The following is a 23,827-nucleotide window of genomic DNA, read 5'->3' on the forward strand; positions in this document are numbered from 1 at the left end:
TCGGAGCCGGACCCTCCACTGGTGACACGCCTGTCCCTTCTGCCTCGACGCCCCCACCATCCGGGCTCCCTAGTCCACCTTGGTGATCACCGGCTCGACCTCGACCGCGGCGCGGTCCTTGTCGATACAGTCGAACTCCTTGAGGTGCAGCAGCGCCGCCTTGGCCTGCCAGCGCGGGCGGGCCATCTGGTCGTTGCGCGTCGGCACCGGCTTCGGCGACTGCCCCTGCGCGTACTGCGCGGCGTTCGCCCCGATCATGCGGAACACCTCGGCGTCGAGCAACGGCGCCTGCGGGAAGAGCTCGAGGTTGCTCAGCCGCGCGAGGTCGCGCTGGTGGAGCACCGTGGTGCCCCGCGACAGCACGCCGACCGCGATCCCCGAGCCCGACAGCTTGGCCCCGTAGTGCGCGATCGCCGCCAGGTCCGCGGTCTTGTAGACCTTGATCACCCGGGCCGAGCCGCCGCGCTCCTCGATGCCCGCCAGCAGCTGGCGGATCACCTCGGCGTGCGGCACGTCGACGATCGTCTTGGTGAACGGGTCGCCGAACGCCGGCGACAGCGCGATGACGACCTCGTCGGGCCGGGTGCCGCGCTCGGCGGGCCCGACCTCGTTCAGCGAGAGCGTGCGGACCGACTCGGTCGTGGTCATACGACCTCCTCCTCGGGGTTCTCGGCGGAGGTGACGTGGCGGAGCTTCTTGAGCTCTTCCCACCGCTCGCCGGTCAGGCGGTATCCGGTGCCGGGGCCGGCGTAGTCGTTGGCGTCGTTGATCGCCGCCCGCGGGACGAACCCGGCATCGAGCACGGCGGCGGTCTGCAGCAGGTCGCCCGAGACACGCTGGCGCAGGACCTTGAGGTAGTTCTCGGCGACGTCGCCGAACCCCGAGCGCTCGAGGGCCCGGACCAGGTCGATGCCGGTGATGCCCCGCTCCATGACGCTGCGGGCGCCCTCGAGGTCGGCGAGGACGTCGCGGTCCGGGTAGTCGTCGCTGGAGTCCGCGTAGGTCGCGGCCTCCACCTCCTCGTCGGTGATCGCCGGGAGGTCGAGCTCCGCGAACAGGGCCTGCATGGCGCGGGCGGCCTTGTTGCGGACCTGCAGGATGACGTCCTCGCGCACGTGGCGCAGGCCGCCGTCGACCTGCATGTCGCGCTGGATGGTGTTCCAGTCGTCGTAGTCGTCGGTCTCGAGGTTCGACCCGGCGAACATGTTGTCCTTGTTCGGCACGGCCGAGTACCCGGAGCACACGAAGTCGGTGCCGGGCAGCATCTGCGGCAGCAGCCGGCTGGTGCGGCGCATCGGCGAGTGCGAGAACGACTGGTCGTTGCCCGAGGCGCACTCGAGGTCCATCCAGCTGGCGACGAGGTTCTCCGCCGCCACCGCGCGGATGCCGCCGGGCACCGCGCCGGGCACGCCGATGCAGCTGATCGACCCGTTCTGCAGGCCCTGCACCCCGGCGCCCTTGGCCATGAGGATGCAGCGGATCTCCAGGTAGAGCATGGAGCGGCCCTCGGCGTTGCCCATCTGCACCTCGGAGCCGGTGCCCGAGGTGAAGCGCATCTTGATACCGCGGGAGGCGTACGCCGAGGCCAGGAACGCCTTCGACCAGGGGGTGTCGTCGCCGTCGACGAACACCGACTCGGTGCCGTAGATCGAGATCGTCTCGGCGTAGGCGGTGATGCCGCGCATGCCGAGGTCGAGCTCGGTGGCCTCCTCGAGCGCGCACTGGGTGAGGGTGCCGCCGCGCCCCACCTGGCCGCCGACCTGCAGGCCGATCGCCACCAGCGGGGCGTAGCGCACGACGCCGAGGGTGGTCTCGAGCTCGGCGAACCCGCGCACCGCGCCCTCGGCGGCGTCGGCCGCGACCTGGATCGGGTTGTCCTTCGCGCTCGTCGAGTGGGCCTGGTTGGCCGGCGTGCGCCGCGAGCGGGTCTTCTGGATGCCCATCATGATCTCGACGACGTTCATCAGCTTGACGACGTCGAGGATCTTGGCCGGCGTGAGGCCGCGGCCGAGGGCCACCACGTCGGCGCGGGAGGTCCGCGGGTCGACGAGCATCCGCGCGATCTCCACCGACTCGGTCGCCATGGCGGCCTCGCAGGTGTCGACGTCGATCGCGTGGTCGGCGATGAAGGTGTCCATGAAGTCGAACTGGTCGCGCGTGCGGCCGTCGAGCTCGACGATCCGGCCGTCCTCGACGCGCACGCTGGGCTGCGGGTCGAAGTCGGACTCCATCGCGACGAGGCCCTTCTCGGGCCACTCCTCGACGAAGCCGTCCAGGTTGACCGGACGGGCTTCGAGGATCTCCGTGCGCTTGGACGTCCGTACCGTGCTGTCCGAGCGGGGTTCCACCGCGGTCATCTCAGGCCTCCTCGGCGAGCAGGTTGCGGGCCGCGTAGACCTGCGCGGCCTCGCGGACGAGGGCGGCGCACGTGGCGGCGGAGTAGGTGTCCTCCAGCCGCGAGGCGAGCTCCTCGAGCTGGGCCGCACTCGACGCGTTCGGGCGCAGCGCGTTGTACATGTCGAGCACCTCGGCGTCGGGGATGGCGGTCATCTCCGAGGCGCGGGTGAAGTTGTCGGCGAGCTGGCGCCGGCCGGCCGCGGCGGCCAGCTGGCCCTGCAGCTTCAGGGTGTCCGGGCTGATGCGCAGGTCGTCGGCCGTGATGTCCCCGGCGACGACCGCGTCCATCGTCAGGTCGTCGAGGCTCTTGCCGGTCGGCGTGTGCAGCAGGTCCGGGCGGTTGACCGACAGCGGGTAGTCCGCGGCGGTGAGATCGGGCCCCAGGTCTGCATTGGTTGTCACGATGTCTTCTCCTTCGCGCGGTCGGTCGAGGTCCGCAGGACGTCGGCCGGGGTGGCGGGGTGACGGGGGTGGCGTTGACGCCGGCCTCGGCGGACTCGGGCGTCGGAGCGGGCGCCGGCGAGTCGATCTCGGCGGGCACCTCCAGGCGCTCGATGACCAGGACGTAGAGGCCGCCGCGGTCGTGTCCGGCGGCGACGCCGGCGACTGGGCCACCCTGACCTGGGGGGCGCTCCTGGCGTGGGTCGGCGAGCGAGGGGTGGAGCTCAGGAGCTGATCGCGGCGGCCGCGGCCTCGGCGACCTGCACGTCCTGCTCGGCGGAACCGGCGCTGACGCCGACGGCGCCCACGAGCTCGCCGTCGCGGTGGACGGGGACGCCCCCGCCGAACACGACCAGGCCGCCGGCGGTCTGCTCGAGGCCGTAGAGCTCGGCGCCCGGCTGGACCAGCGACATCAGCGCCGCCGTCGGGGCCTCCATGAGGATCGACGTCTTCGCCTTGCGCTGGGCGATGTCGATGCTCGCGCGGATGGCGCCGTCCTGGCGGGCGAACGCCACCAGGTGCCCGCCGGCGTCGAGGACCGCGACGTTCATCGGCTGGCCGATCTTGTCGGCCTCGGCGAGCCCGGCGTCGAGCATCCGACGGGCGTCGGCGAGGGTCAGTCCGGGCATGCGGGAACCTCCGCGCAGAGGGGGACGTGGTCGCGCCCGACAGGTCGAGGCGCGGACCGGTCGGGCGGGGCGGTCGGGCGGCGGCCCGGCGACGCAGGACGCTAGGTACTCCGATCAGGTCCCGGCCACGGGGACTGTCCCCACCCCCGGGCATGGGGGATCTCCCCTACGCCGTGCGGACCTGCCTCATCGGCCCACCCGGCGGCAGCCGCTTCGGCGCTAGCGACCCACGACGGACACGCGGGTGGCGTCGAGGTGCACGCGCAACCGGACGCGCGCCTCCTCCGCGTCGCCCGCGGCCAGCGCGTCGACGATCGCCTCGTGCTGGGTGAGGATCGCCCGCGGGCGCGTCGGGCCCTTCTCGAGCGAGCCCAGGTTCATCCGCAGCTGGCGATCGCGCAGCGACGCGTAGAGCTCGAGCAGGATCGGGTTGTGCGCGCTCTCGACGACCGTGATGTGGAACCGCCGGTCGGCCTCGGCGAAGGCCTGCTCGTCCCCGGCGGCGAGCGCGGCGCGCTGGATGTCGAGCACCGCGTGCAGCGCACCGGCGACGACGGCGCGGTCCTCCTCGGGCGCCGCGCAGAGCTTCGTGAGCGCGTGGCCCTCGACGAGCTCCCGGGCCTCGAGGACCGCCTCCACCTCACTGGGGGAGACCGCGACGACGAGTGCGCCGCGCTTGGGAAACAGTCGGAGCAGCCCCTCGGCCTCCAGGCGGAGGAACGCCTCGCGCACCGGGGTACGGCTCATCGCGAGCGTGTCCGCGACCTGCCCCTCGGTGATCAGGTCGCCACCCGGCAGCGAGCCGTCGAGGATCCGGGACTTCGTGTCGCGGTACGCACGTTCCTTGGCGGACAGGCCGCTGATCCCCGTCACCGCACCGCCCTTGCCGTCGAGTCCGCGTGACCCTACTCTCACCACATCGATGCATCTTGTATGCATCATGTGTCCGACGTCGAGGAGGACCGCCCGTGACCGCAGCGGCAGCGTGGAACGCCCTCCCGGTGATGCCGGGGGCGGCCGCCGCGCCGCCGCGGGCCGCCGGCCCCCGGCCCGTCGACACCGACCCCCTGCTCGGGCGGCTCGCCGACCACCTCGGCACGCTCACCGCCGGCGCGGGCTGGGTCGTGCGCGTCGACCAGGCCGCCGGGACGTGGGCGGTCGTCGCCGGCAGCGGCACGGTGCCCGACGACGTCGTCGCCCGGCTGGTCGCGTCGGGCGACCCGGTGCTCGACGGCGCCGTGCTCGCGGTACCCGTGCGCCGGGGCCCGCGGATCGTCGGTGCGTGCCTGGCCACCGCCGGCCGCGACGGCGGTTTCTCCGACGCCGACGTGCACCTCGCCGAGCTCTTCGCCGACTACGCCGCCCTCGCGCTGGCCGACAGCGGCGTCCTCGCGGGCCGCACGCTCGAGCAGGCCGTGCGCCAGGAGCTGGACTGGGTGGAGGCCTCCGCGCCCACCCGCGCGGACCTCGTCACCGTCGGCGCCGGGAGCATCCCCGACGAGATCGCCGAGGAGGTCTTCCGGATGACCCAGGAGGCGCTGCTCAACGCCGCGGTGCACGCCGGCGCCGAGTGCGTCCGGGTCGGCGTGCTGCACGGTCCCGGCACGCTGACCGTGCTGGTCGAGGACGACGGGTGCGGGTTCGACACCGTGACGAACGCCCAGCGCCAGGGCGACACGGCGGGCGCGCGCCTGGGGCTGCGCGCCATGGCCGCCCGCGCGCGGCGCCTCGACGGCGAGCTCGAGATCGACAGCGCGCCCGGGCGCGGCACCCGGCTGCGCCTCACGCTGCCCTGCTCGTCGGCGCCCCCGCCGGTGCCCGGCCGCACCCGGACGGGCGTGCTCGTCGCCGCGGTCCGCCCGGTGGTGCGGGCGGGCGTCGTGCGGCTGCTGCAGCTCGGCGCGCCGGGGCTGGGGATGGTCTCCGAGGTCGACGGCGCCGACGACCTCGCCGGCACCTGCCGCCTGCTCGGCCCCGACGTCCTGGTCGTCGAGCACGACCTGCTCGGCGACGACCTCGTCGCCATGCTCGACCGCCTCGCGGCGCTCCCCGACCCGCCCGCCGTGGTGCTCCTCGCGGGCGACTGCCCCGACGAGCGGCTGCGCGTCGCGGTCGGCGCGGGCGTGAAGGGCTGCGTCGACCCCGACGCGGACGACACCCGGCTGGTCCCCGTCGTCAGCGCCGCCGGCCGCGGCGAGACGCTGCTGGCCGACGACCAGCTCGAACGCCTCGCCGCGCCGACCCGCAGCGCCGGGAGCCCGGCGATCACGCCGCGCGAGCGCGAGGTCCGCACGCTCGTCGCGCAGGGCTTCACCGACCGCCAGATCGCCCGGGCGCTGGCCATCTCGGCCAAGACCGTCGAGAAGCACGTCGGCTCGCTCCTGCGCAAGACGGGCACGCGCAACCGGACGATGCTGGCGCAGCTCCTCTAGCGGCTGCCGATCTGCGCGCGGGCGATCCCCGCGAGCGCCGCGATTCCCGAGACCGGGCGGAACGACTCGGCGGCCGCGGTCAGCGCGGTGTACTCGTCCTCGGCGAGGGTGATCTCGGCGGCGGCGCAGTTGCTCTCGAGCTGGGCGACGCTGGACGCACCGGGGATCGCGACCACGACCGGCTGGTGGATGGTCCACGCCAGCGCGATCTGCGAGGGCGTTGCGTCGTGCACGTCGGCGACCGCGCGCAGCGTCTCGATCAGCGGGGTGATCCGGCGCAGGCTCTCGGGCAGGAACACCGGGCGCAGCGACCGGATGAAGTTCTCCGGGCGGTGGTCGGCGTCGTACTTGCCCGAGAGCAGGCCCTGGGCGAGCGGGCTGTAGGCGAGGATCCCGCGCCCGGCGGTGCGCGCGTAGGGCAGCAGGTCGCGGTCGGGCTCGCGGGCCACGAGGCTGTACTCGACCTGGTTCGAGATCACCTGGGTGCCCAGCGCGGTCTCGGCGCCCTGCCAGCGGTCGAGTCCGTAGTTGCTGACGCCGACCTCGTCGACGACGCCCGCGGCCTGCAGCGTCCGCATGCCGGCCATGGTCGTGCCGTCGCCGATCACCGGGTTGGGCTGGTGCACCTGGTACAGGTCGATCTTGCGGCGCAGGCGGGCCGCGCTGGACGTGCCGCGCTGCACGACGACCTGGTCGACCGGCAGCACCGGGAAGATCTTGGTGGCGACGACCGTGGTGGCCGGGTCGGCGTGAGCGCGGTCGAGGGCCTCGCCGAGGATGCGCTCGCTGCGCCCGAAGCCGTAGGCCTCGGCGGTGTCGAACACCGTGACGCCCAGCTCGAGGGCGCGGGCGACGATCCGCGACGCCTCGCTGTCGGGGCCCTGCGCGTAGTCGGCGCCGTAACCCCACTCACGGGACCCGAACTGCCAGGTGCCCAGGCCGATCGCGGACCACTTCTTGGCCGTCGGGAGGTCGAGGTAGCGCATGCCTCGTTTCTACCCGCCGGTTCGCACGACCTGCTCCCGCACCCGGCCCACCGGCAGGTCGAGCAGACACGCGGGCTCGGTGGCGAGCGGGCACCGCGCCTCCCACCAGCAGACCTGCTCGGTGATCGCGGTCGGCTCGCGGTGCGGGCACTCCGGCAGGCCCTGCAGGTTGGTGCCCTCCTCCAGGCCGTAGCGCGACGCGGCGGTGGGCCCGAACAGCGCGACGGTGCGCGCACCCACCGCTGCGGCCAGGCGCACCGGGCCGGTGTCGGGGCCGACGACCACGCCGCCGGCCTCGCCGACCGCGGCGAAGCGCGCGGCGAGGCCGCGCAGGTCGGTGGGCGGGAGCTCGGCGGCGCCGTCGACGGGGCCGACCGACAGCACCGGGCCGGGCAGGGTCGCGGCGAGCGCCGCCCAGCGACGCGCGGGCCAACGCTTGACCGCCATGCCGGCGTCGGGGACGAGGACGGTCGGCGTGTCGCGCGAGCGAGGACGTGGCGCTCCTGGCCCTCTCGGCGTGCTGTCGTGGATCCGCCAGCGATGCCGCATCGCTCGCACCACCGACTCGCGTCCGGCCGCGAGCTCGTCGTCGGTGAGGACGACGCGGGGCGGCCGGATGCGGTCGGCGATGACGCCCTCGGCGGCGAGGATGCGCTGGTAGCGCTCGCCGACCAGTTCGTCGGCCGGCGGGCGGCGCCAGAGGTTGGACACGGCCCGGGTGCCGCGCTCCCGGGCGTCGGCGTCGACGAGGTCGCCGATGCCCGCGAAGCGTGTCGTGGTGACCACGAGGTCCGGGGCGAGGTCGGCGAGCGCCTGCTCGACCGCGGCGCGCTCGTCGTGCTCCTCGGCCGTGCGCACCGCGGTGACGCCCGGGTCGCGGGCGAGCAGCGGGGCGCCCGGAGCGTGGGTGAGCACGGTCAGCTCGGCGCCGGGGTGCGCCTCGGCCAGCGCGTGCACGCTCGGCAGCACCATGATCAGGTCGCCGAGCCCGCCGAGCAGGTCGATCAGCAGGATGCGGCGCACGCCGTGACGACCTCCTCGTAGGTCCGCACGTGCGACGCGGCGAGCGCGTCCCAGTCGTGGCCCCGGACCAGCGCGTGCCCGCCGGCGGCGACCCGCCCGCGCAGGTCCCGGTCGTCCAGCAGCCGGCGCAGCCCCGTCTCGAGGACGTCGACGTCGCGGACCTCCGGGGCGACGACCACCGTCTCGCCGTCGACGAGGTCCGGGTCCGGGGGCGCGTCCGCGCGGCGGGTGACCAGCGTCGGCAGCCCGTGGTCGAGCGCCGCGAGCAGGGCGCCGCTCTTGAGCGTCGCGCCGGCGGTGAAGGGGAACGCGGCGAGGTCGGCGGCCTGCAGCGCGGCGGAGACCTCACCGGCGGGACGGTGCCCGGTGATCGTCACGCGGTCCTGCGCGCCCGCGGCGGCGACGTGCGCGGTCAGCTCGTCGCGGAACTCCGCGGCCTCGTCGGCGGGCAGGGCGAGCGAGGTGAACCCGCCGAGGACGAGCAGGTGCAGCGCCGGGTGCTCGTCGGCGAGGCGCGCGACGGCGTCGACGAGGTAGCGGAGGCCCTTGACCGGGTGCACGAAGCCGAAGAACACGACCAGCTCGGCGTCGGCCGGCACGCCCAGCGCCCGGCGGGTCGTGGCGCGGTCGGGGGCATCCCGGTCGACCTCGACGTTGGGCAGCAGCGGGGCCCGCCCGGCCTCCACGCCACAGCGCTGCTTCAGCGTCGCGGCGTGGTCGCCGTTGGTCGTCAGCACCGCGGCGCTGCGCGGGACGAGCCGCCCGGTCTCGCGGTCGGCGAGGCGGCGGCGCTCGAGGAAGGTCCACACCGCGTCGGGCACCTTCGGGGCGACCGACCACCAGCCGTACTCGTGCAGCGTCGTCACCAGCGGCATCCCCGCGACGTCGCCGAGCAGCCCGGGCGCCCCGGAGAAGCCGAACGCCGACGGGGCGAACTGCACGTGCGCGACGTCGGCACGGCTCGCGCGCAGGTGGCGCGCCGCGCGCAGCAGGCCGAGGGGTCCCGGGTCGACCGGGACGTCGACGACGTCGACGCCCCGGCGGTCGAGCGCCGCGGCGAGGTGCACCGTGTAGTCGGCGACGCCGTCGTGCGCGGGGTCGGCCCGCCCGTGCACGAGGGCGACGCGGAGGTGGGTCACCGGGCGCCGATACCCGATCGACCCCTCACCAGAACCCGATCCGCACCCGCGCGGTCCAGGACGCGTCGAGCGGTGGCTCCCGCTCGTTCACCAGGAGCCCGCACCCGGGGTCGAGCCGTCCTGGGGTGCGGGCACGTAGATCGAGCAGGCGTCGAAGACCGCCTCGCGCACCGGGTCGTCGTCGCAGTCGCGCGCCGGGCGCAGCACGGCGTCGCCGGCCCGCAGGCGCGCGAAGGCGTCGGCGACCTCCCGCACGTGGTGGCCCTCGGCGACCCCGCGGCCGAAGTGCCCCATGAGCACGAGGCGGACGTCGAGCTCGGCGAGCCGCGCGGTGGAGGCCGCGAACGCCGCGAGGTCGGACTCGGGGGCCTGCGCGTAGATCGGACCGGTGTTGACCGTGTCGCCGGCGAGGAGCAGGCCGTCGCGCTCGTCGAGGAAGCAGACCGAGTCGGGCGAGTGGCCGGGGGTGTGGAGCACGCGCAGCGCGCGCCCGCCGAGGTCGACGACGTCGCCCTCGTCGAGCGTGGCCGGCTCCGGTGCGGGACCGGGTGCCCAGGTCTCGTCGACGTCCGATGGCAGCGGGCGCGGGTCGGAGTCGGCGGAGAGCAGGTGGAAGAACTCCTGGTCGAGCGCGCGGTAGCGCGGCGCCGCGGCGAGCAGGCGACGGGCGTGGGCGAGGTAGCGGGCGCGCTCGGCGGGGTCGGCGCCCGCGCGCAGCTCGGCGACGCCGGCCGGGTGGATCGCGACCCGGTCGAACTCGGCGTCGCCGCCGACGTGGTCGAAGTGCGCGTGGGTGTGCACGACGTCGATCGGCCGGTCGGTCAGCCCCGCCACGACCGGCCGGATCGGGACGATGCCGAGCCCGCTGTCGACGAGCACCGCCCGGTCGCGCCCGGCGACCAGCCACGAGTTGACGTGCCCCGGCTCGGCGACCAGCCACGTGTCGCGCGCCACGGGTCGGGAGTGGAACCAGGACACCCGCGTGAGCCTGCCAGGCGCTCCGGGTACTCGCGGCCGTGCAGGTCGATCTCCGCCACCCCGCCGCGCACCGCCCGGGCCACGGCGACCCGGACTGGCGCGCGATGCGCCGGATCCTCGTCGTGCGTCCCGACAACGTCGGCGACGTCCTCATGACCGGGCCGGTGTTCCGTGCGCTGCGCGCCGCGGCGCCCGGCGCGCAGCTCGACCTGCTCGCCTCGCCCGCCGGCGCGGCGGCCGCCGCCCTGCTGCCCGAGGTCGACGGCGTCGTCACCGCGTCGGTGTCCTGGCAGCAGCTCGACCTCGTGCCGGGCGCCGATCCGGACGTCGCCCTGGTCGCCGAGCTCGCCGAGCGCCGCCACGACGCGGCGATCGTGCTGACGTCGTTCTCGCAGTCGCCGTGGCCCGCCGCCGAGGTGGCCCGGCGCGCCGGGGTGCCGGTGCGCGTCGGCCTGTCCAAGGAGTTCGGCGGCGGGCTGCTCACGCACTGGGTGCCCTCGCCGCCCGACGAGGAGCACCAGGTCGACCGGATGCTCGGCCTGCTCGCGGCGGTCGGGGTGCCGTCGCGGGGCGCGGCGCTGCAGGTGCGGGTGCCCGACGACGCGGCCACGCCCCTGGCGGTGGTGGGCGCCCGCTACGCCGTGGTGGCGCCGGGCGCGAGCTGCCCGTCGCGGCGCTGGCCCGCGGAGCGCTTCGCCGCGGTCGTGCGGGGGCTCGCCGCCGACGGGCTGACCGTGGTCGTCAGCGGCACCGAGCGGGAGTCCGCGCTGGTCGACGCGGTCGCCGGCGACGTCGGGGTGCCGCTGGCGGGCGGCCTCGGACTCGGTGACCTGGCGTCGCTGCTCGCGGGCGCCGAGGTGGTCGTCGCCAACAACTCCGGCGGCGTGCACCTCGCCGACGCCGTGGGCGCGCCGGTCGTCGAGCTGTTCGCCGGCACCGAGACCGTCGACCAGTACCGGCCCCGCTCCACCCGCGCGGAGGTGCTCACGCGGCCGGTGGCGTGCGCGCCGTGCCGCCAGCTCGTGTGCCCGTTCGGCCAGGAGTGCCTGGCGATCGGGCCGGACGAGGTGCTCGCCGCGGCGCGGCGGCTGCGCGCGGTGGCGGTGTAGTGGTCGAGCACACCGACGACGGGCGCTGGATCGTCGTCGACGGGCGGCGCTGGCGCGCCACCGATCCGCTGATCCCGGAGGACGACGCCGCCGTCCTGCGCCGCTGGCTGATGGCCGCGCGCCGCGACGTCGGGACCGCGACAAAGGCCGGCGACGAGGACGCCGAGGCGGCCGCGCGCTCGCGGGTGCACGCCGCGAAGACCGCCCTGGGCGAGCGGGGCACGGCGTGGTGGGAGCAGTCCGACGACGACCGCCGGGCGCGCTGGACCGAGGGCCTGCGGCGCGCCGAGCAGGAGGGGTTTGACGGGGCGGGGTGAACGGGTGCCCGTGACCCATGACGACACCGCCGATCCAGGGTGACGAGAACCCGAACGACCCGAACCCCGCGAACTCCAGCCAGACGCTGGCCGCGTTCAGCGGCCAGGTGCAGCGGCGCCTGGGCCTCGAGACGCCGTCGGAGGCCGAGGTGCTCGTCCGCAGCACGCTCAACGAGCTGGGCAAGGCGGTCAGCAGCGGTCTGGCGCAGGAACTGACGACCAGCCTGCCGCCGGAGCTCTCGGCCGAGCTGCGCGCGCAGCGCCCGAAGGACGACGCGGCCCGCTCGATCGGCAAGGACGCGTTCGTCGACGCGGTCAGCGGGCACGTGACGTCGGTCGACGCCGAGAAGGTCGAGCAGCAGGTCGAGCAGGTCCTGCGCCTCCTGCGCGAGTGGCTGCCCGAGGACCAGGTCGACCGCACCCTCGAGCAGCTCCCGGGCGACCTCGTCGCCCTCATGCGCTGACCCATGTGAGCGAACTTCGGGGCGATAGCCCCGAAGTTAGCTCACGGAGGGGCTACGGCAGCGGGGACCAGTGGACGACCTTCGTGGTGGTCATCTCGTCGAGCAGCTCCGGCCCGTAGCCGAACCCCGTGCCCGACGTCCCGCGCGGCTCGGCGGCGCCGCCCGGCGCGCCGCCGAACACCGCGTTGATCTTCACGGTGCCGACGGGGAGCTCGCGCCACGCCTGCTGCGCGTGGGCCATGTCGCCGGTGAGCACGGTGGCGGCGAGCCCGTGCGGGTCGTCGACGGCCTCGGCGAGGCCCTGGGCGAAGTCCTCGACCACGCGCACCGGCGCGACCGGACCGAACGTCTCCTCGCGCAGGATCGAGATCGCCGGGGTCAGCCCGGACAGCACGGTCGCGGGGTAGAACGCGCCGTCGCCCTCCGGGACGTACCCGCCCGCGTGCACGGTCGCGCCGTCGGCGATCGCGGCGGCGACGTGGCTGTGCACGTGCTCGCGGTGCCGGCGGTCGACCACCGGGCCCAGCGCCTTCTCCCCCGCCGCCGAGGGCCGGTACACCCAGCGCCCGGCCTCCTCGGCCAGGGCGTCGAGGAACGGCTCGGCGATCGCGGCGGCGACGTAGATGCGCTCGACGGACACGCACACCTGCCCGCCGTTGGCGTAGGAGCCGAGCGCGGCCTGCTCGGCGGCCCAGCGCGGGTCGACGCCGGCGTCGATCACCAGCGGGTCGTTGCCGCCGTTCTCGAGCAGGACGTGCGCGCCGGTGCCGGCGGCGGCCTGGCGGATGGCCTGCCCGGCGGCGATCGAGCCGACGTGGGCGATGAGGTCGACGTCGTGGTGCCCGGCGAGCGTCGCGCCGGTCGGCCCGGCGCCGTCGACGATCTCCAGGACGCCCTCGGGCAGGAAGGACGCGACGAGCTCGGCGAAGCGGCGCCCGAGGTGCGGGCAGCGCTCGCTGGGCTTGTGCACGACCGTGTTGCCGGTGACGAGCGCGGCACCGATGAGGCCCGCGGCGACGGCGACCGGGTCGTTCCACGGCGTGAGCACGGCGGCGACCCCGCGGGGCTCGGGGACCATGAGGTCGGTCGCCGACCACGACCCCTGCAGCGACCGGCCCCGGTGCACCGGACCCAGCTCGGCGTACTGCTCCAACGTCCCGGCGGCGGCGAGCACCCCGCCGAGCCCGTCGTCGTAGGGCCGGCCGGTCTCGGTCTCGTTGAGCCGCGCGAGCTCCTCGGCGACGCCGCGCAGCGCACCCGCGGCGTCGCGGACGAGCCCCGCGCGGTCGGCGGCCGGCGTGCGCACCCAGCCGTCGTGGGCGGCGCGCGCCCGGCCGACGGCGTCGTCCACCTCGCCGGCGTCCGCGGGGCGGACGCGTCCGACGAGCTCCCCCGTGGCCGGGTCGTGGACCTCGATGTCGGTGGCGGTGGCGGCGTCGACGGGGGTGGCTGTGCTCATGGGGCCGGGGGTTCCACCTCGAGCTCCCGGGTACGCATCCTGGTGATCGGCACCGAGGTGGGGAGGATCGCGTGAGCACGAACGGGCCGCTCGAGGGCAGGACGGCGGTGGTGACCGGCGCGTCGAGCGGGATCGGCGCGGCCACCGCGCGGGCGCTGGCCGGCCGGGGAGCCCGGGTGGCGCTGCTGGCGCGGCGCCGGGACAGGCTCGAGGCCCTCGCCGGCGAGCTCGGCGACCGTGCCGCGGTGTTCGAGGTCGACGTCACCGACGACGCCGAGGTCGCCCGGACGATGGACGCCGTGGTCCGCGGGCTCGGCGCGATCGACGTGCTCGTCAACGACGCGGGCTACGGCTCCATGGTCCCCGCGCTGGAGGCCGACCTGGCCGAGTGGCGGACCATGGTCGACGTCAACGTCAACGGCGTGCTGCTCACGACCCACGCCGCGCTGCCGCACCTCGTCGAGGCCGCGCAGGGCCCGCGGGGCGTCGCCGACGTGGTCACGATCTCGTCGGTCGCCGGCCGCAAGGTCGCCTCGCCGGGGGCGGGCGTGTACGCCGCGACCAAGCACGCCGTGAACGCGTTCTCCGAGGCGCTGCGCCAGGAGCTGGCCGGGCGCCACGTCCGCGTGGGACTCGTCGAGCCGGGCCTCGTGCGCAGCGAGATGACCGAGCACAGCGGTGCCGCCGCCGACGCCGAGGAGCGCTTCGCGCTGGGCCTCATGGAGCCCGAGGACATCGCCGACGCCGTCGTGTACATGGTGACCCGCCCGCGGCGCACGGCGGTCAACGAGATGCTCGTCCGGCCGACCGAACAGACGCGGTAGCGGCCCCGCCCACGGGATCGTGACGGGAGCACCGCGGTCGCCTCCCCCGCTATCTTGGCCGGACCGGCCGCACGAGGAGGAGTCCGTGCCCCTGGACCGCCTCGACGACCCCGATCATCCGGTCTACTCGATGGGGCAGGCCGCCGAGCTCCTCGGCGTGACCGCCGCCTTCCTGCGCAACCTCGACGCCACCGGCCTCCTGCGACCGGGGCGGTCCGGCGGCGGGCACCGGCGCTACTCCCGACACCAGCTCGACCGCGTCGTCGAGCTGCGCGCGCTGACCGAGCAGGGCCACACCCTGACCAGTGCCGCGGAGATCCTCGATCTGCGCGCCGACCTCGACGGGGAACGTGCCCGGCACGCCACGACGACGCAGGAGCGCGACCGGGCCGTCCGGGAGCGGGACACCGCCCGCGACGAACGCGACACCGCCCTCCGCGAGCGCGACCGGGCACGCGACGAGAGGGACACCGCCCGCCGGGCCCGCGACCAGGACGCGGACCAGGACGCGGACCTGCCGGGAATCTAGAGCTTGACCCACCGGAAACCTCCTCCTAAAGTTGGAGATATCCGCGAGGCCGCAGTGACGTCGCCCTGGGTGACCGGAGGAGGTGTCCGACGTGACGATCGACGTCCTCGACGAGCGGTGCCCGCGCGACGCCGACCTCGACACCGTGGACCGGGAGCGCGTGGACCGGGGTGCGGCGGACCAGGCCGTCATCGACGCCGAGTTCCTCGCCATCGTCCTCGGCGAGCAGTTCCGGGGCGAGCAGTTCCGGGGCGAGGAACGGCCGTCGCCGCGCACGCCGCCGCCGATGGCCGCCACCCGCACCCGCCGGGAGCCGCCGCCGCGCGACGCGGGTCCGCGCTCCGAGCGCCCGACCCGCCTGCGCCCGGCGGTCGGTGAGACCCCGCAGGTCCGGCGACGAACCGGCCCCGGCCCGCGATCGCCTCCGCCGCGCTCGTCCTGAGCACCGACGAGGACGAGGAGGTGACCGCCGAGCGCGAGGACCACCGGGGAGGACCGCGGTCCTCCCGTCCATCCATCCCACCGGCCCGGCCCGGGGCCGACCGGGACGACCGACGGAGCGGCCGGACGCCGCAGTGACAGACCGAGAGCAGGGTCGTATCCCGTGTCGGCTCCGGGCCCTCGTGCGCCCGGGGCCCGGCGGCACCACGCGAAGGGAGGAGAGCCATGGCGTTGACCAGGGTGTGGATCGAGACCCTCGACGCCGGACTGGTCCGCGCCGACCAGGTCGTCGAGGTCCTCGCGCACCGCACCGCGGCGTTCTCGGGCAAGCCGGCCCGCTGGCTGCTCGACGTCGTGCTGCCGGTCGGGCAGGGCGCCGGCACGGCGGGGCAGTGGAACCTCGGGGCGTCGCACCGCACGCTGGTCCAGACCGCCGATGAGCCCGCGGGGGCCGCGGCCCGCCTGGTCCGCCTGCTGTGGCAGCTCGACGAGAGCGACGCCGCCGGGATCGTCTCCGTCCGGCACACCCCGGACGGCCTCCACCTCGGGATCCGGCCCTTCGGGTCGTCGACGGCGCCGACCCCGGACCCGTCCCCGGTCTCCGCTCAGACCTGAGACCCGACGGCGAGCACCAGGGCGAACGAGATGAGGTTGAACGTCGCGTGCGCCGCGGCCGGCGGCCAGATCGAGCCGGTGCGCTCGTAGAGCACGGCGTTCACGACGCCCAGGACGAACGCCGCGGCGAACACGACGTTGAGCCCGTGCGCCAGGGCGAAGATCGCCGCACTGACGAGGACCGCGAGGACCCGCCCGATCCGCCGCAGCACGCCGTAGGCCAGGCCGCGGAACAGCAGCTCCTCGCCGAGCGGCACGAGGAGCCCGCCGATCGCGATGACGAGCGCCGCCGCGACGGGGCCGCTGAACAGCGTCAGCGCCTCCTGCGGATCGGAGCGGTCGCCGGTCAGCGCGATGTAGACGACGATGAGGACGCGCGAGGCGAGCCACACGACCACGCCCAGCCCGGCGCCGACCGCGAGCCCGCGCCGGGTCGGGCGCACCAGCCCGACGGCCGCGGGCGAGCGCACCCGCAGCGCCAGGGCGATCGCCACCGCGCCGAACGCCGACGTGGCGGAGACGCCGACCAGCACCGGCGCGGACGGCGTGCCCTCCGCGAGCAGCCCGACCGCGACGAACAGCGCGAGCTGCAGGGCGACGTAGGAGATCGCTCCGACGAGGAGCTCGATCCAGCCGAGCGCCGGGCGCGGGGCCGACGGCGCGAGGACGGGCTGTTCAGTCACCCCGCGCCTTGCGGGTCTCCCGGTCGTTCGCCTTCTGCACGGCCTCGACGAGCTCGTCCTTGTCCATCGACGAGCGCCCCTCGACGCCGAGCTGCCGGGCCCGCTCGTAGAGGTGCTCCTTGCTCGCGTTGGCGTCCACCCCGCCGGCGGTCTCGCCGCCGGGGTCCTGCCCGCCGCTGCGCGCCCGGGAGTCGGAGGGGCCCTTCTCCTCCTTCGGCTCCCAGTGGTCGCCGACCTTCTCGTGCGTGTGCTTGAGCGCCGCGTACGCCGTCCGGTTGGCCCGCTCACCAGCGCCGTAGGTTTCCTCCGCGGATTCCTTGGCCTCGGCGTACGTCTTGCGCGCGCTCTCGGGTGAGCGCTGCAGCGTGGACGGCAGGTCCTCGTCGTCGATGGTCGAGCTCCGCTTCGCTTCGTCTCCGGTGTCCGACGGCATGACCGAGAAGTACCCGGTCAGCCCCGCACGCCTACCTCGAGGTCCGCGACGCTCTGCACCACCTGCTGCGGGCGGTAGGGGTACCGGTCCATCTCGGCCGGGTCGGTGACGCCCGAGAGCACGAGGATCGTGTGCAGGCCGGCCTCCATGCCGGCCACCATGTCGGTGTCCATCCGGTCGCCGATCATGGCCGTCGTCTCGGAGTGCGCGCCGATCGTGTTGAGGCCCGCCCGGATCATCAGCGGGTTGGGCTTGCCGACGAAGTAGGGGTCGCGGCGCGTGGCGTGCGTGATGAGCGCGGCGACCGACCCGGCGGCGGGCAGCGTGCCCTCCGGCGAGGGTCCGGTCGCGTCGGGGTTGGTGACGATGTAGCGCGCGCCGCCCTCGATGAGCCGGATGGCCCGCGTGATGGCCTCGAACGAGTAGGTGCGGGTCTCGCCGATGACGACGTAGTCGGGATCCCGGTCGGTGAGGATGTAGCCGACGTCGTGCAGGGCGGTCGTCAGCCCGGCCTCGCCGACGACGAACGCGCTGCCGCCCGGCCGCTGGTCCTCGAGGAACTGCGCGGTCGCGAGCGCCGAGGTCCACAGGTTCTCGGCCGGGATGTCGATGCCGCTCGCGTGCAGCCGGGCCTGCAGGTCGCGCGGCGTGTAGATCGAGTTGTTGGTCAGCACGAGGAACCGCTTGCCGGCCTCGTCGAGCTTGCGGATGAACTCGTCGGCGCCCGGCAGGGCGTTCTCCTCGTGGACGAGGACCCCGTCCATGTCGATCAGGTAGCTGTCCAGTGCGGTCATGCCACGTCCTCGCGCAGGTGGGTGTCGAAGAACCGCAGGATGCGCCCCCACGCGTCCTCCGCCGACTCCCGGTGCAGGCCGAGCCCGAGCACGGCGAGCGGCGCCGGCATGGGCTCGAGGAAGCTGTGGTTGGCGTCGGGGTAGGTGTGCACGTCGTGCTCGACACCCAGCGCGGTCAGGGCCGCCTCGAGGCGCTCGGGGTGCCCGCGCAGCGACGGGTCCCTGCCCCCGAAGCTCGCGACCACCGGGCAGATGCCGGCGAGCGCGCGCTCGGCGTCCTCGGGGACACGGCCGTAGTTGGGGGCCGCGGCGGCGTAGTCGTGGCGCGCCGCGGAGATCAGCGCGAAGCCGCCGCCCTGGCAGAAGCCGATGACGCCGACCCGCCCGGTGCAGTCGTCGCGGCCGGCGAGCCAGCCACGCGCGGCCTCGATGTCGTCGAACACCGGGCCGGTGCCGGTGGTCATCGATCTCATCGTGGCGGCGATGCACTTCGGGCCCCCGCCGCGCGCGGTGTAGAGCGCGGGCGCCACGGCCAGGTAGCCCGCCGCGGCCAGGCGCTCGGTGTGGTCGCGCAGGGTTCCGCGCAGGCCGAAGGCGTCCTGCAGGACGACCACGCCCGGGAACGGGCCCTCACCGACGGGCGGCACCGCGAGGAACGCGGACTGGTGGCTGCCCGCGGACGCGGGGATGTGCAGGTCGGGCACGTCGACGGTCCTCGATCATCTCGGCCGGTGCTGGGCGGCCCGAGCGTGGCAGCATCCCTCGAGCCGTGCGCGACGAGGGGAGTGGCCGTGGGTGACCCCGAACGGATCCGGGTGGAGCAGGAGGCCGGCGTGTGCCGGCTGGTCCTCTCGAGCCCCGAGCGCCACAACGCGGTCGACCACGCGTTCGGGCGGCAGTTCCGCGCGGCGCTCACCGGGCCCGCGACCGAGGCACGCTGCGTGGAGATCGTCGCCGAGGGCGCGAACTTCTGCGTCGGCGGCGACATCTCGGGCTTCGCCGCCGAACCCGACCGGAGCCTCTCCGAGCTGGCGGACGCGATCCACGCCGGCGAGCGCGCCCTGCTGGACCTCGCGGCGCCGGTCGTCGTCGCGGTCAACGGCTGGGCGGCCGGCATCGGGCTGTCGCTGGCGCTGTGCGGGGACGTCATCCTGCTCGGCGAGGGCGCCCGGCTCCGGCCGGCCTACACCGCGATCGGGCTGACCCCCGACGGCGGCATGACCGCCACGCTGCCGGCAGCGGTCGGGCGCGCGCGGGCGATGGAGCTGTTCCTCACCAACCGCCCGATGGGCGCCGCCGAGGCGCTCGGCGCCGGGCTCGCGTCCCGGGTCGTCGACGACGACGCCCTGCGCCTCGCGGCCGACGGCGTCGCCGAGCAGATCGCCGCGGGGCCGCCCGCCGCGCTCGCGGCCACCAAGCGGCTCGTCCGGCAGGCCGGCGGGGTGCTCAGCGACGCCCACCTCGACGCCGAGGCCGCGAGCATCGGCGAGCGCGGGTCCTCCCCCGAGGGCCGCGAGGGCATCGCGGCGTTCCTGGAGAAGCGGGCGCCGGTCTGGCCGGTGTGAGCGACGAGGTGGGTCCGGCGGCCGTGCGCGCGGGTACGCCCGGTCGTATGGACATCAAGTACACCGCCGAGGCCGTCTCGTCCGGCGACGCCCGCAACGGGCACGTCCGCAGCTCGGACGGCGTCATCGACCAGGCCATGACCATGCCGAAGGAGCTCGGCGGCCCGGGCGGGGGCACGAACCCCGAGCAGCTCTTCGCCGCCGGGTACGCCGCGTGCTTCCACCAGGCGCTCAAGCTCGCGGGCGGGCAGTCCGACGTCGACGTGGACTCGACGAGCGTCGAGGCCCGGGTCGGCATCGGCCCGGACGCCGGGAGCTTCGGGCTCCAGGTGTGGATCACCGCGACGGTCCCCGGCACCGACCAGGAGACCGCCGACCGTCTCGTCGCCCGCGCGCACGAGCTCTGCCCGTACTCGAAGGCGACCCGCGACAACATCGGCGTGGAGGTCACCGCCAAGGTGTGAGGGTGCGTCTCCCCCTCTCCCTGCGTGTCGTGGGCGCCGCCCGCCGCCGTCTCGGCGGGTCGGTGGCCCACCTCGACCCCGCGGACGTCCCCGCCGCCCGGGCCGCCGTGCTGCGCCTGCAGCACGGTGCGCTCGGCCGGGCGGTCATCGGCACCCCGCCGCGCGACGTCGTCGTCGAGGAGACGGTGCTGCCGACGCCCGCGGTACTCGGCGGGCTCGGGATCCGGGTCTACCGGCCGCCGTCGTGCGACGCGCCCGCCCCGGTGGCCGTCAACTTCCACGGCGGCGGGTTCGTGCAGGGTGACCTCGACCAGTCCGAGTGGTTCTGCGCCCACGTGGCGCGCGCGGCGTCGGCGGTCGTCGTGTCGGTCGACTACCGGCTCGCCCCCGAGCACCGGTTCCCCGTCCCCGCGCAGGACTGCTACGACGCCGTCGCCGCGCTGGCCGCCGACCCCGGACGCTTCGGGATCGACCCGGCCCGGCTCGCGGTGATGGGCGACAGCGCCGGCGGCAACCTCGCCACCGTGGTGTGCCTCATGGCCCGCGACCGGCGCCGCGAGGGCCTCGACGCGCCGGCGATCGCCGCCCAGGCCCTCGTCTATCCCGGCGTGGAGATGGTGGACGTGCTGCCCTCGGAGCGCGAGATCCCGGTCGCCCCGATCCTGTCGGCCGCCGACATCCGCGGCTTCCACGCGCTCTACCTCGGCGACGCCGACGGGCGCCACCCCTACGCCTCGCCGCTGCGCGCCGACCTCTCGGGGCTCCCACCGGCGCTCGTGCAGACCGCCGACCACGACCCGCTGCGCGACCACGGCGAACGCTACGTCTCCGCGCTCGACGCCGCCGACGTGCCGGTGCGCCACACCCGCTACCTCGGCGCCGCCCACGGCTACGTCGCCACGGCCGGGCTGACCCCGCGCACCTCGCGCCAGGCGGTCGCGGAGATCGCGGCGTTCCTCCGCGCCATGTGAGCGTCCCGGGCCACAGCCCCGAAGTCCGCTCACGTGGCGGGGCTACCGTGGAGGCCCGTGGCCCCCGACCGAGCGACGCCGGCGCGTGCCGTGCTGCTCGGTACCTGCGCCGCGGTCCTCGGCGTCGCCGCGCACGGGGAGGCCGGCGGCACCGTCGCGGCCACCCCGGGGGCGCTCGCCGTGGGCGTCGTGGTCACCGTCGCCACGGCGGTGGTCGGGGCGCGACCCCGCCCCGCCGCGCTCCTCGCCGCGGTCCTCGCCGCCGGCCAGGTCGCCCTGCACCTCGCACTGTCGCCGGGCGCCCACGACCACCACGCCGGGCACGCGGCCCCGGACACCCACGGCCCGGGGATGCTCGCCGCGCACCTGGCGGTCGCCGTGCTCGTCGCCGGCGGCCTCGCCCGCGCCGACCGCGCGCTCGCCCGCGCCGCGTGCCGACGCGTCCGGCACGCCGTCGGCACCTGGGCCCGCCTGCTCGCCGGCCCGCCCCCGCCCGCCGCGCCGAGCCCGGTCGCGCCGGCCCGCCCGGCCGGCGCCGCCCGGCAGCGCCACGCCGCCGTCACCCTCCACCCGCGTCGGGGTCCCCCGTCGCCGCGCCCCACCGCGACGACACCCCGACACGGAAGGACCTCCCCATGCCCGGATCGCGGACCCCGTCCGCCCGCACCCGCCACCCCGGCCCACTCACCGGACCACTCACCGGCCCCCTCACCGGCCCGCTCGCTGCCCTGCTGACGGGCCTGCTCGCCGTCGCGGCCCTGCTGCTCACGGCCGGCACGGCCAGCGCGCACGACGTCGTCACCGGCAGCGACCCGGCCGACGGCTCCACCGTCGCGACGGCACCGACGCAGGTGTCGGTGACCTTCAGCGACGAGCCCCAGGGCCAGCTGTCCACGCTGACCGTGGTGGGCCCCGACGGCACCCACCACGAGCAGGGCCAGGCCACGACGCAGGGCAGCGTCGTCTCGGTGCCCGTGGGCCCGCTGCCGCAGGCCGGTGCCTACGAGATCGGCTACCGGATCATCTCGAGCGACGGCCACCCGACGACCGGGTCGGTCTCGTTCGAGCTGACGACGCCGTCGTCCCCGGCCGGGACCGCGGCCGCGCCGCCGGGGAGCCCGTCGTCGCCGGCGGACCACTCGGGCCACGGCGCCGCGCCCACCGCCCCGCCGTCACCGGCCGCCGCGGCCGGGCCCGACGGCGCGAGCAGCGGCGTGCCCGCCTGGGTGTTCGTCGTGATCGCGGTGGTCGTCGTCGGCGGAGCGGTCGCGCTCGTGCTGCGCCGCCGCGCCTAGAGGGGCCCGGCCGAGAGAGGTCGGGAAGCCGGACGGGCGAGGGGCACCCCCCTCGGATGCCCCTCGCCCGCCGCGCCCGGCCACGGTCGCCCGGTCCGGCCGCTACTCGACGATCTGGACCCGGTCGTTCGGGTCGAGGTGCTCGAAGAAGCGCTTCGCGTCGTCCGGGCCGAGGCGCACGCACCCCGCCGACTGGCGGTCGGTGCTGCCGCCGTGGAACGCCCGGCCCTCGTTGTCGAAGAACACCGCGTACGGCATGGGCGAGCCCTCGTACTCCTGGCTCACGTGGTGGCGTTCCTTGCGCTGGATGATGTAGTCGCCGGGCGGGGTCTCGTGGCCCTCGGCCCCGTGGCTGTTCGTCACCGGGCCGTAGACGACGGTGCCCTGGCCGTCGAGCAGCCACGCGCGGTTCTCCGAGAGGTCGACGCACGCCTTGATCCGCGCGTCGGTGCACGACGTGCCGTCGACGCCGCCGGCGTTCCCCGCCGGCGCGGCGAGCGCGACCCCGCCCAGCTGGAGCGCCCCGAGACCGATCGTGGCCATCGAGACCGCGATCCGACCGGTCGGCACCCCGCGCTGCGCCCCCCTGCGATGCCTGCCCGCCATGCCGTCCTGCCCCTCGCTCGCGTCCCGCGGCTCCCACACCGCGTGATCCGACCGGCACAACGAGGCAGTGACGACGGGGTCACGCACGGTTCACGGTGGTCAGCAGCACGTCACCGGAACCGGTTCGGCCCACAACCTCAGTGGGTCTGGAGCGTCATGCGCACAGCGCGTCCGAGAGGACGGACCCGTCACCCACTCGTTTCGCCCGCCCGGGCGAAGGCGTCGTAGACCTCGTCGCTGAACAGGACGAACCGTGCCTCGCGCACCGCACTCTCGGTGTTCCGCACGGTGGTGACCGCGATGCGCGCCGCGTCGTCGAGCGGCCACCCGTACACGCCCGCCGACACCGCGGGGAACGCCACGGTCCGCGCGCCGACCTCGTCGGCGACCCGCAGCGACTCGCGGTAGGCCGAGGCCAGCAGCTCCGAGCGGTCCTGCGACCTCGCGTACACGGGGCCGACGGTGTGGATCACCCACTGCGCCGGGAGCTCCCCGGCCGTGGTCGCCACCGCCTGCCCGGTCGGCAGGCCGTCGGGCAGCGTGGTGCGCCGCAGCTCCCGGCAGGCCTCGAGGATCGCCGGCCCGCCCGCGCGGTGGATCGCCCCGTCGACGCCCCCGCCGCCGAGCAGCCCGGAGTTCGCGGCGTTGACGACCGCGTCGACCTCGGCCTTCGTGATGTCGCCGCGGTGCAGGGTGATCTCCGGCGAGCTCATGGGCGTCGAGTACCCCGCGCGCGGGCCGCCCACGACCACCCCTGGGACGATCGCGCGGTGAGCGACACGCGCATCTCGGTGACCGACACCCTCGACGCCCCGGTCGAGCGGGTCTTCGCCCTCCTCGCCGACCCCGACCGGCACCCCGACCTCGACGGCAGCGGCACGGTCCATGCCTCGCACACCCACCTGGCGATCACCGAGGTCGGCGACGTGTTCGTCATGGAGATGGACCACCCCGACCGCGGCCGCTACCGGGTCGAGAACCACGTGGTGCGCTACGAGCCCGACCGCGCGCTGGCCTGGATGCCCGCGCGGGTCGGCGCGACGCCCTCGGGGCACGTGTGGGGCTGGGAGCTCGAGCCCGACGGCGACGACCGCACCGTCGTGACGCACTACCACGACTGGGCGGAGCTGACCGATCCCGAACTGCTGGCGCGCATCCGTGAGGTCACGCCGGACGAGATGCGGATGACGATCGGGAACCTGGCCGAGGCGCTGGCCTGAGCCGAGGGCATCG

The 23,827-nt window shown here is 75.4% G+C and carries 30 protein-coding genes; 13 read left to right on the plus strand and 17 right to left on the minus strand.

What is annotated here, in order from left to right; all coding sequences use genetic code 11:
- Positions 1-69: 69 nt before the first annotated feature.
- From PHK61_RS26055 to PHK61_RS26075, 5 genes are all read right to left on the minus strand, one after another.
- A complete protein-coding gene (locus PHK61_RS26055) occupies positions 70-648 on the minus strand; it encodes a propanediol/glycerol family dehydratase medium subunit (RefSeq protein ID WP_274283936.1) in 579 nt (192 codons plus the stop codon).
- Entirely contained in the window at positions 645-2,357 is a 1,713-nt protein-coding gene (locus PHK61_RS26060) for a propanediol/glycerol family dehydratase large subunit (protein WP_274283937.1), read from the minus strand. Before PHK61_RS26060 ends, PHK61_RS26055 begins: the two co-directional genes overlap by 4 nt.
- 1 nt (position 2,358) lies before the next feature.
- The gene (locus PHK61_RS26065) at positions 2,359-2,799 is read right to left on the minus strand and encodes a diol dehydratase small subunit (protein WP_274283938.1); all 441 of its coding nucleotides are present in this window, start codon (positions 2,797-2,799) and stop codon (positions 2,359-2,361) included.
- A gap of 263 nt (positions 2,800-3,062) precedes the next feature.
- The gene (locus tag PHK61_RS26070; RefSeq protein ID WP_274283939.1) at positions 3,063-3,467 is read right to left on the minus strand and encodes a GlcG/HbpS family heme-binding protein; all 405 of its coding nucleotides are present in this window, start codon (positions 3,465-3,467) and stop codon (positions 3,063-3,065) included.
- A 219-nt stretch (positions 3,468-3,686) separates the two neighbouring features.
- Positions 3,687-4,340, minus strand: a complete 654-nt coding sequence (locus PHK61_RS26075; RefSeq protein ID WP_274283940.1) for a GntR family transcriptional regulator — start codon at positions 4,338-4,340, stop codon at positions 3,687-3,689.
- A gap of 95 nt (positions 4,341-4,435) precedes the next feature.
- On the opposite strand from PHK61_RS26075, the gene PHK61_RS26080 reads away from it, so the two are divergent.
- Positions 4,436-5,899, plus strand: coding sequence for a helix-turn-helix transcriptional regulator (locus tag PHK61_RS26080; protein WP_274283941.1), 1,464 nt, complete (start codon positions 4,436-4,438; stop codon positions 5,897-5,899).
- Here PHK61_RS26080 and PHK61_RS26085 read toward each other — a convergent pair.
- The 4 genes from PHK61_RS26085 to PHK61_RS26100 form a co-directional block, all read right to left on the minus strand.
- Complete coding sequence (locus tag PHK61_RS26085; protein WP_274283942.1) at positions 5,896-6,885, minus strand: aldo/keto reductase; 990 nt, start codon at positions 6,883-6,885, stop codon at positions 5,896-5,898. The two genes, PHK61_RS26080 and PHK61_RS26085, sit on opposite strands and share 4 nt — an antisense overlap.
- Before the next feature lie 9 nt (positions 6,886-6,894).
- Entirely contained in the window at positions 6,895-7,908 is a 1,014-nt protein-coding gene (locus tag PHK61_RS26090) for a glycosyltransferase family 9 protein (RefSeq protein WP_274283943.1), read from the minus strand.
- On the minus strand, positions 7,890-9,047 hold the full coding sequence (locus tag PHK61_RS26095) for a glycosyltransferase family 4 protein (protein ID WP_274283944.1): 1,158 nt from the start codon (positions 9,045-9,047) through the stop codon (positions 7,890-7,892). Before PHK61_RS26095 ends, PHK61_RS26090 begins: the two co-directional genes overlap by 19 nt.
- An 87-nt stretch (positions 9,048-9,134) precedes the next feature.
- Positions 9,135-10,001, minus strand: a complete 867-nt coding sequence (locus tag PHK61_RS26100; protein WP_274283945.1) for an MBL fold metallo-hydrolase — start codon at positions 9,999-10,001, stop codon at positions 9,135-9,137.
- 62 nt (positions 10,002-10,063) lie between these two features.
- Here PHK61_RS26100 and PHK61_RS26105 point away from each other — a divergent pair, with 62 nt between their 5' ends.
- From PHK61_RS26105 to PHK61_RS26115, 3 genes are read left to right on the plus strand one after another with little or no spacing between them, the layout of a single operon-like run.
- Positions 10,064-11,134, plus strand: coding sequence for a glycosyltransferase family 9 protein (locus PHK61_RS26105; RefSeq protein WP_274283946.1), 1,071 nt, complete (start codon positions 10,064-10,066; stop codon positions 11,132-11,134).
- On the plus strand, positions 11,134-11,451 hold the full coding sequence (locus PHK61_RS26110) for a hypothetical protein (RefSeq protein WP_274283947.1): 318 nt from the start codon (positions 11,134-11,136) through the stop codon (positions 11,449-11,451). Before PHK61_RS26105 ends, PHK61_RS26110 begins: the two co-directional genes overlap by 1 nt.
- 17 nt (positions 11,452-11,468) lie before the next feature.
- Positions 11,469-11,915, plus strand: coding sequence for a DUF2267 domain-containing protein (locus PHK61_RS26115; protein ID WP_274283948.1), 447 nt, complete (start codon positions 11,469-11,471; stop codon positions 11,913-11,915).
- 52 nt (positions 11,916-11,967) lie between these two features.
- On the opposite strand, the gene PHK61_RS26120 is transcribed toward PHK61_RS26115, so the two are convergent.
- Positions 11,968-13,374 carry an aldehyde dehydrogenase family protein gene (locus PHK61_RS26120; protein ID WP_274283949.1) on the minus strand — a complete coding sequence of 469 codons (1,407 nt, stop codon included), beginning with the start codon at positions 13,372-13,374 and terminating at the stop codon, positions 11,968-11,970.
- A gap of 71 nt (positions 13,375-13,445) precedes the next feature.
- On the opposite strand from PHK61_RS26120, the gene PHK61_RS26125 reads away from it, so the two are divergent.
- From PHK61_RS26125 to PHK61_RS26140, 4 genes are all read left to right on the plus strand, one after another.
- The gene (locus PHK61_RS26125) at positions 13,446-14,198 is read left to right on the plus strand and encodes an SDR family oxidoreductase (protein WP_274283950.1); all 753 of its coding nucleotides are present in this window, start codon (positions 13,446-13,448) and stop codon (positions 14,196-14,198) included.
- Between the two features lie 85 nt (positions 14,199-14,283).
- Positions 14,284-14,727: a helix-turn-helix domain-containing protein gene (locus tag PHK61_RS26130; protein WP_274283951.1), complete on the plus strand. Its 444-nt coding sequence runs from the start codon at positions 14,284-14,286 to the stop codon at positions 14,725-14,727.
- 91 nt (positions 14,728-14,818) lie between these two features.
- Positions 14,819-15,169, plus strand: coding sequence for a hypothetical protein (locus PHK61_RS26135; RefSeq protein WP_274283952.1), 351 nt, complete (start codon positions 14,819-14,821; stop codon positions 15,167-15,169).
- Between the two features lie 224 nt (positions 15,170-15,393).
- Positions 15,394-15,783: a hypothetical protein gene (locus PHK61_RS26140; protein WP_274283953.1), complete on the plus strand. Its 390-nt coding sequence runs from the start codon at positions 15,394-15,396 to the stop codon at positions 15,781-15,783.
- Here the strand turns inward: PHK61_RS26140 and PHK61_RS26145 are convergent.
- The 4 genes from PHK61_RS26145 to PHK61_RS26160 are packed head-to-tail and all read right to left on the minus strand — an operon-like array spanning position 15,774 to position 18,397.
- Positions 15,774-16,466, minus strand: coding sequence for a CPBP family intramembrane glutamic endopeptidase (locus tag PHK61_RS26145; protein WP_274283954.1), 693 nt, complete (start codon positions 16,464-16,466; stop codon positions 15,774-15,776). The genes PHK61_RS26140 and PHK61_RS26145 overlap by 10 nt on opposite strands.
- Positions 16,459-16,899: a ChaB family protein gene (locus PHK61_RS26150; RefSeq protein ID WP_274283955.1), complete on the minus strand. Its 441-nt coding sequence runs from the start codon at positions 16,897-16,899 to the stop codon at positions 16,459-16,461. Before PHK61_RS26150 ends, PHK61_RS26145 begins: the two co-directional genes overlap by 8 nt.
- Before the next feature lie 17 nt (positions 16,900-16,916).
- Complete coding sequence (locus tag PHK61_RS26155) at positions 16,917-17,693, minus strand: HAD-IIA family hydrolase (protein ID WP_274283956.1); 777 nt, start codon at positions 17,691-17,693, stop codon at positions 16,917-16,919.
- Complete coding sequence (locus tag PHK61_RS26160; protein WP_274283957.1) at positions 17,690-18,397, minus strand: dienelactone hydrolase family protein; 708 nt, start codon at positions 18,395-18,397, stop codon at positions 17,690-17,692. The genes PHK61_RS26155 and PHK61_RS26160 overlap by 4 nt, the downstream gene beginning before the upstream one ends.
- Before the next feature lie 87 nt (positions 18,398-18,484).
- Between PHK61_RS26160 and PHK61_RS26165 the strand changes: the two genes are divergently transcribed.
- The 3 genes from PHK61_RS26165 to PHK61_RS26175 are packed head-to-tail and all read left to right on the plus strand — an operon-like array spanning position 18,485 to position 20,693.
- Positions 18,485-19,258: an enoyl-CoA hydratase/isomerase family protein gene (locus PHK61_RS26165; protein WP_274283958.1), complete on the plus strand. Its 774-nt coding sequence runs from the start codon at positions 18,485-18,487 to the stop codon at positions 19,256-19,258.
- Positions 19,259-19,305: 47 nt separating this feature from the next.
- A complete protein-coding gene (locus tag PHK61_RS26170) occupies positions 19,306-19,722 on the plus strand; it encodes an organic hydroperoxide resistance protein (RefSeq protein WP_274284012.1) in 417 nt (138 codons plus the stop codon).
- A gap of 2 nt (positions 19,723-19,724) precedes the next feature.
- Positions 19,725-20,693: an alpha/beta hydrolase gene (locus tag PHK61_RS26175; protein WP_274283959.1), complete on the plus strand. Its 969-nt coding sequence runs from the start codon at positions 19,725-19,727 to the stop codon at positions 20,691-20,693.
- 42 nt (positions 20,694-20,735) lie between these two features.
- Here PHK61_RS26175 and PHK61_RS26180 read toward each other — a convergent pair whose 3' ends face one another.
- Positions 20,736-21,263: a hypothetical protein gene (locus PHK61_RS26180; RefSeq protein ID WP_274283960.1), complete on the minus strand. Its 528-nt coding sequence runs from the start codon at positions 21,261-21,263 to the stop codon at positions 20,736-20,738.
- 65 nt (positions 21,264-21,328) lie between these two features.
- On the opposite strand from PHK61_RS26180, the gene PHK61_RS26185 reads away from it, so the two are divergent.
- Positions 21,329-21,988, plus strand: coding sequence for a copper resistance CopC family protein (locus PHK61_RS26185; protein WP_274283961.1), 660 nt, complete (start codon positions 21,329-21,331; stop codon positions 21,986-21,988).
- Positions 21,989-22,090: 102 nt separating this feature from the next.
- On the opposite strand, the gene PHK61_RS26190 is transcribed toward PHK61_RS26185, so the two are convergent.
- Both PHK61_RS26190 and PHK61_RS26195 read right to left on the minus strand, forming a co-directional pair.
- Positions 22,091-22,558, minus strand: a complete 468-nt coding sequence (locus PHK61_RS26190) for a L,D-transpeptidase (RefSeq protein WP_274283962.1) — start codon at positions 22,556-22,558, stop codon at positions 22,091-22,093.
- A 224-nt stretch (positions 22,559-22,782) separates the two neighbouring features.
- Positions 22,783-23,307, minus strand: a complete 525-nt coding sequence (locus tag PHK61_RS26195; RefSeq protein WP_274283963.1) for an O-acetyl-ADP-ribose deacetylase — start codon at positions 23,305-23,307, stop codon at positions 22,783-22,785.
- Positions 23,308-23,364: 57 nt separating this feature from the next.
- Here PHK61_RS26195 and PHK61_RS26200 point away from each other — a divergent pair, with 57 nt between their 5' ends.
- Complete coding sequence (locus PHK61_RS26200; RefSeq protein WP_274283964.1) at positions 23,365-23,814, plus strand: SRPBCC family protein; 450 nt, start codon at positions 23,365-23,367, stop codon at positions 23,812-23,814.
- Positions 23,815-23,827 lie beyond the last annotated feature (13 nt).

This window comes from Actinomycetospora lutea (assembly GCF_028737205.1).
Lineage (GTDB): Bacteria > Actinomycetota > Actinomycetes > Mycobacteriales > Pseudonocardiaceae > Actinomycetospora > Actinomycetospora lutea.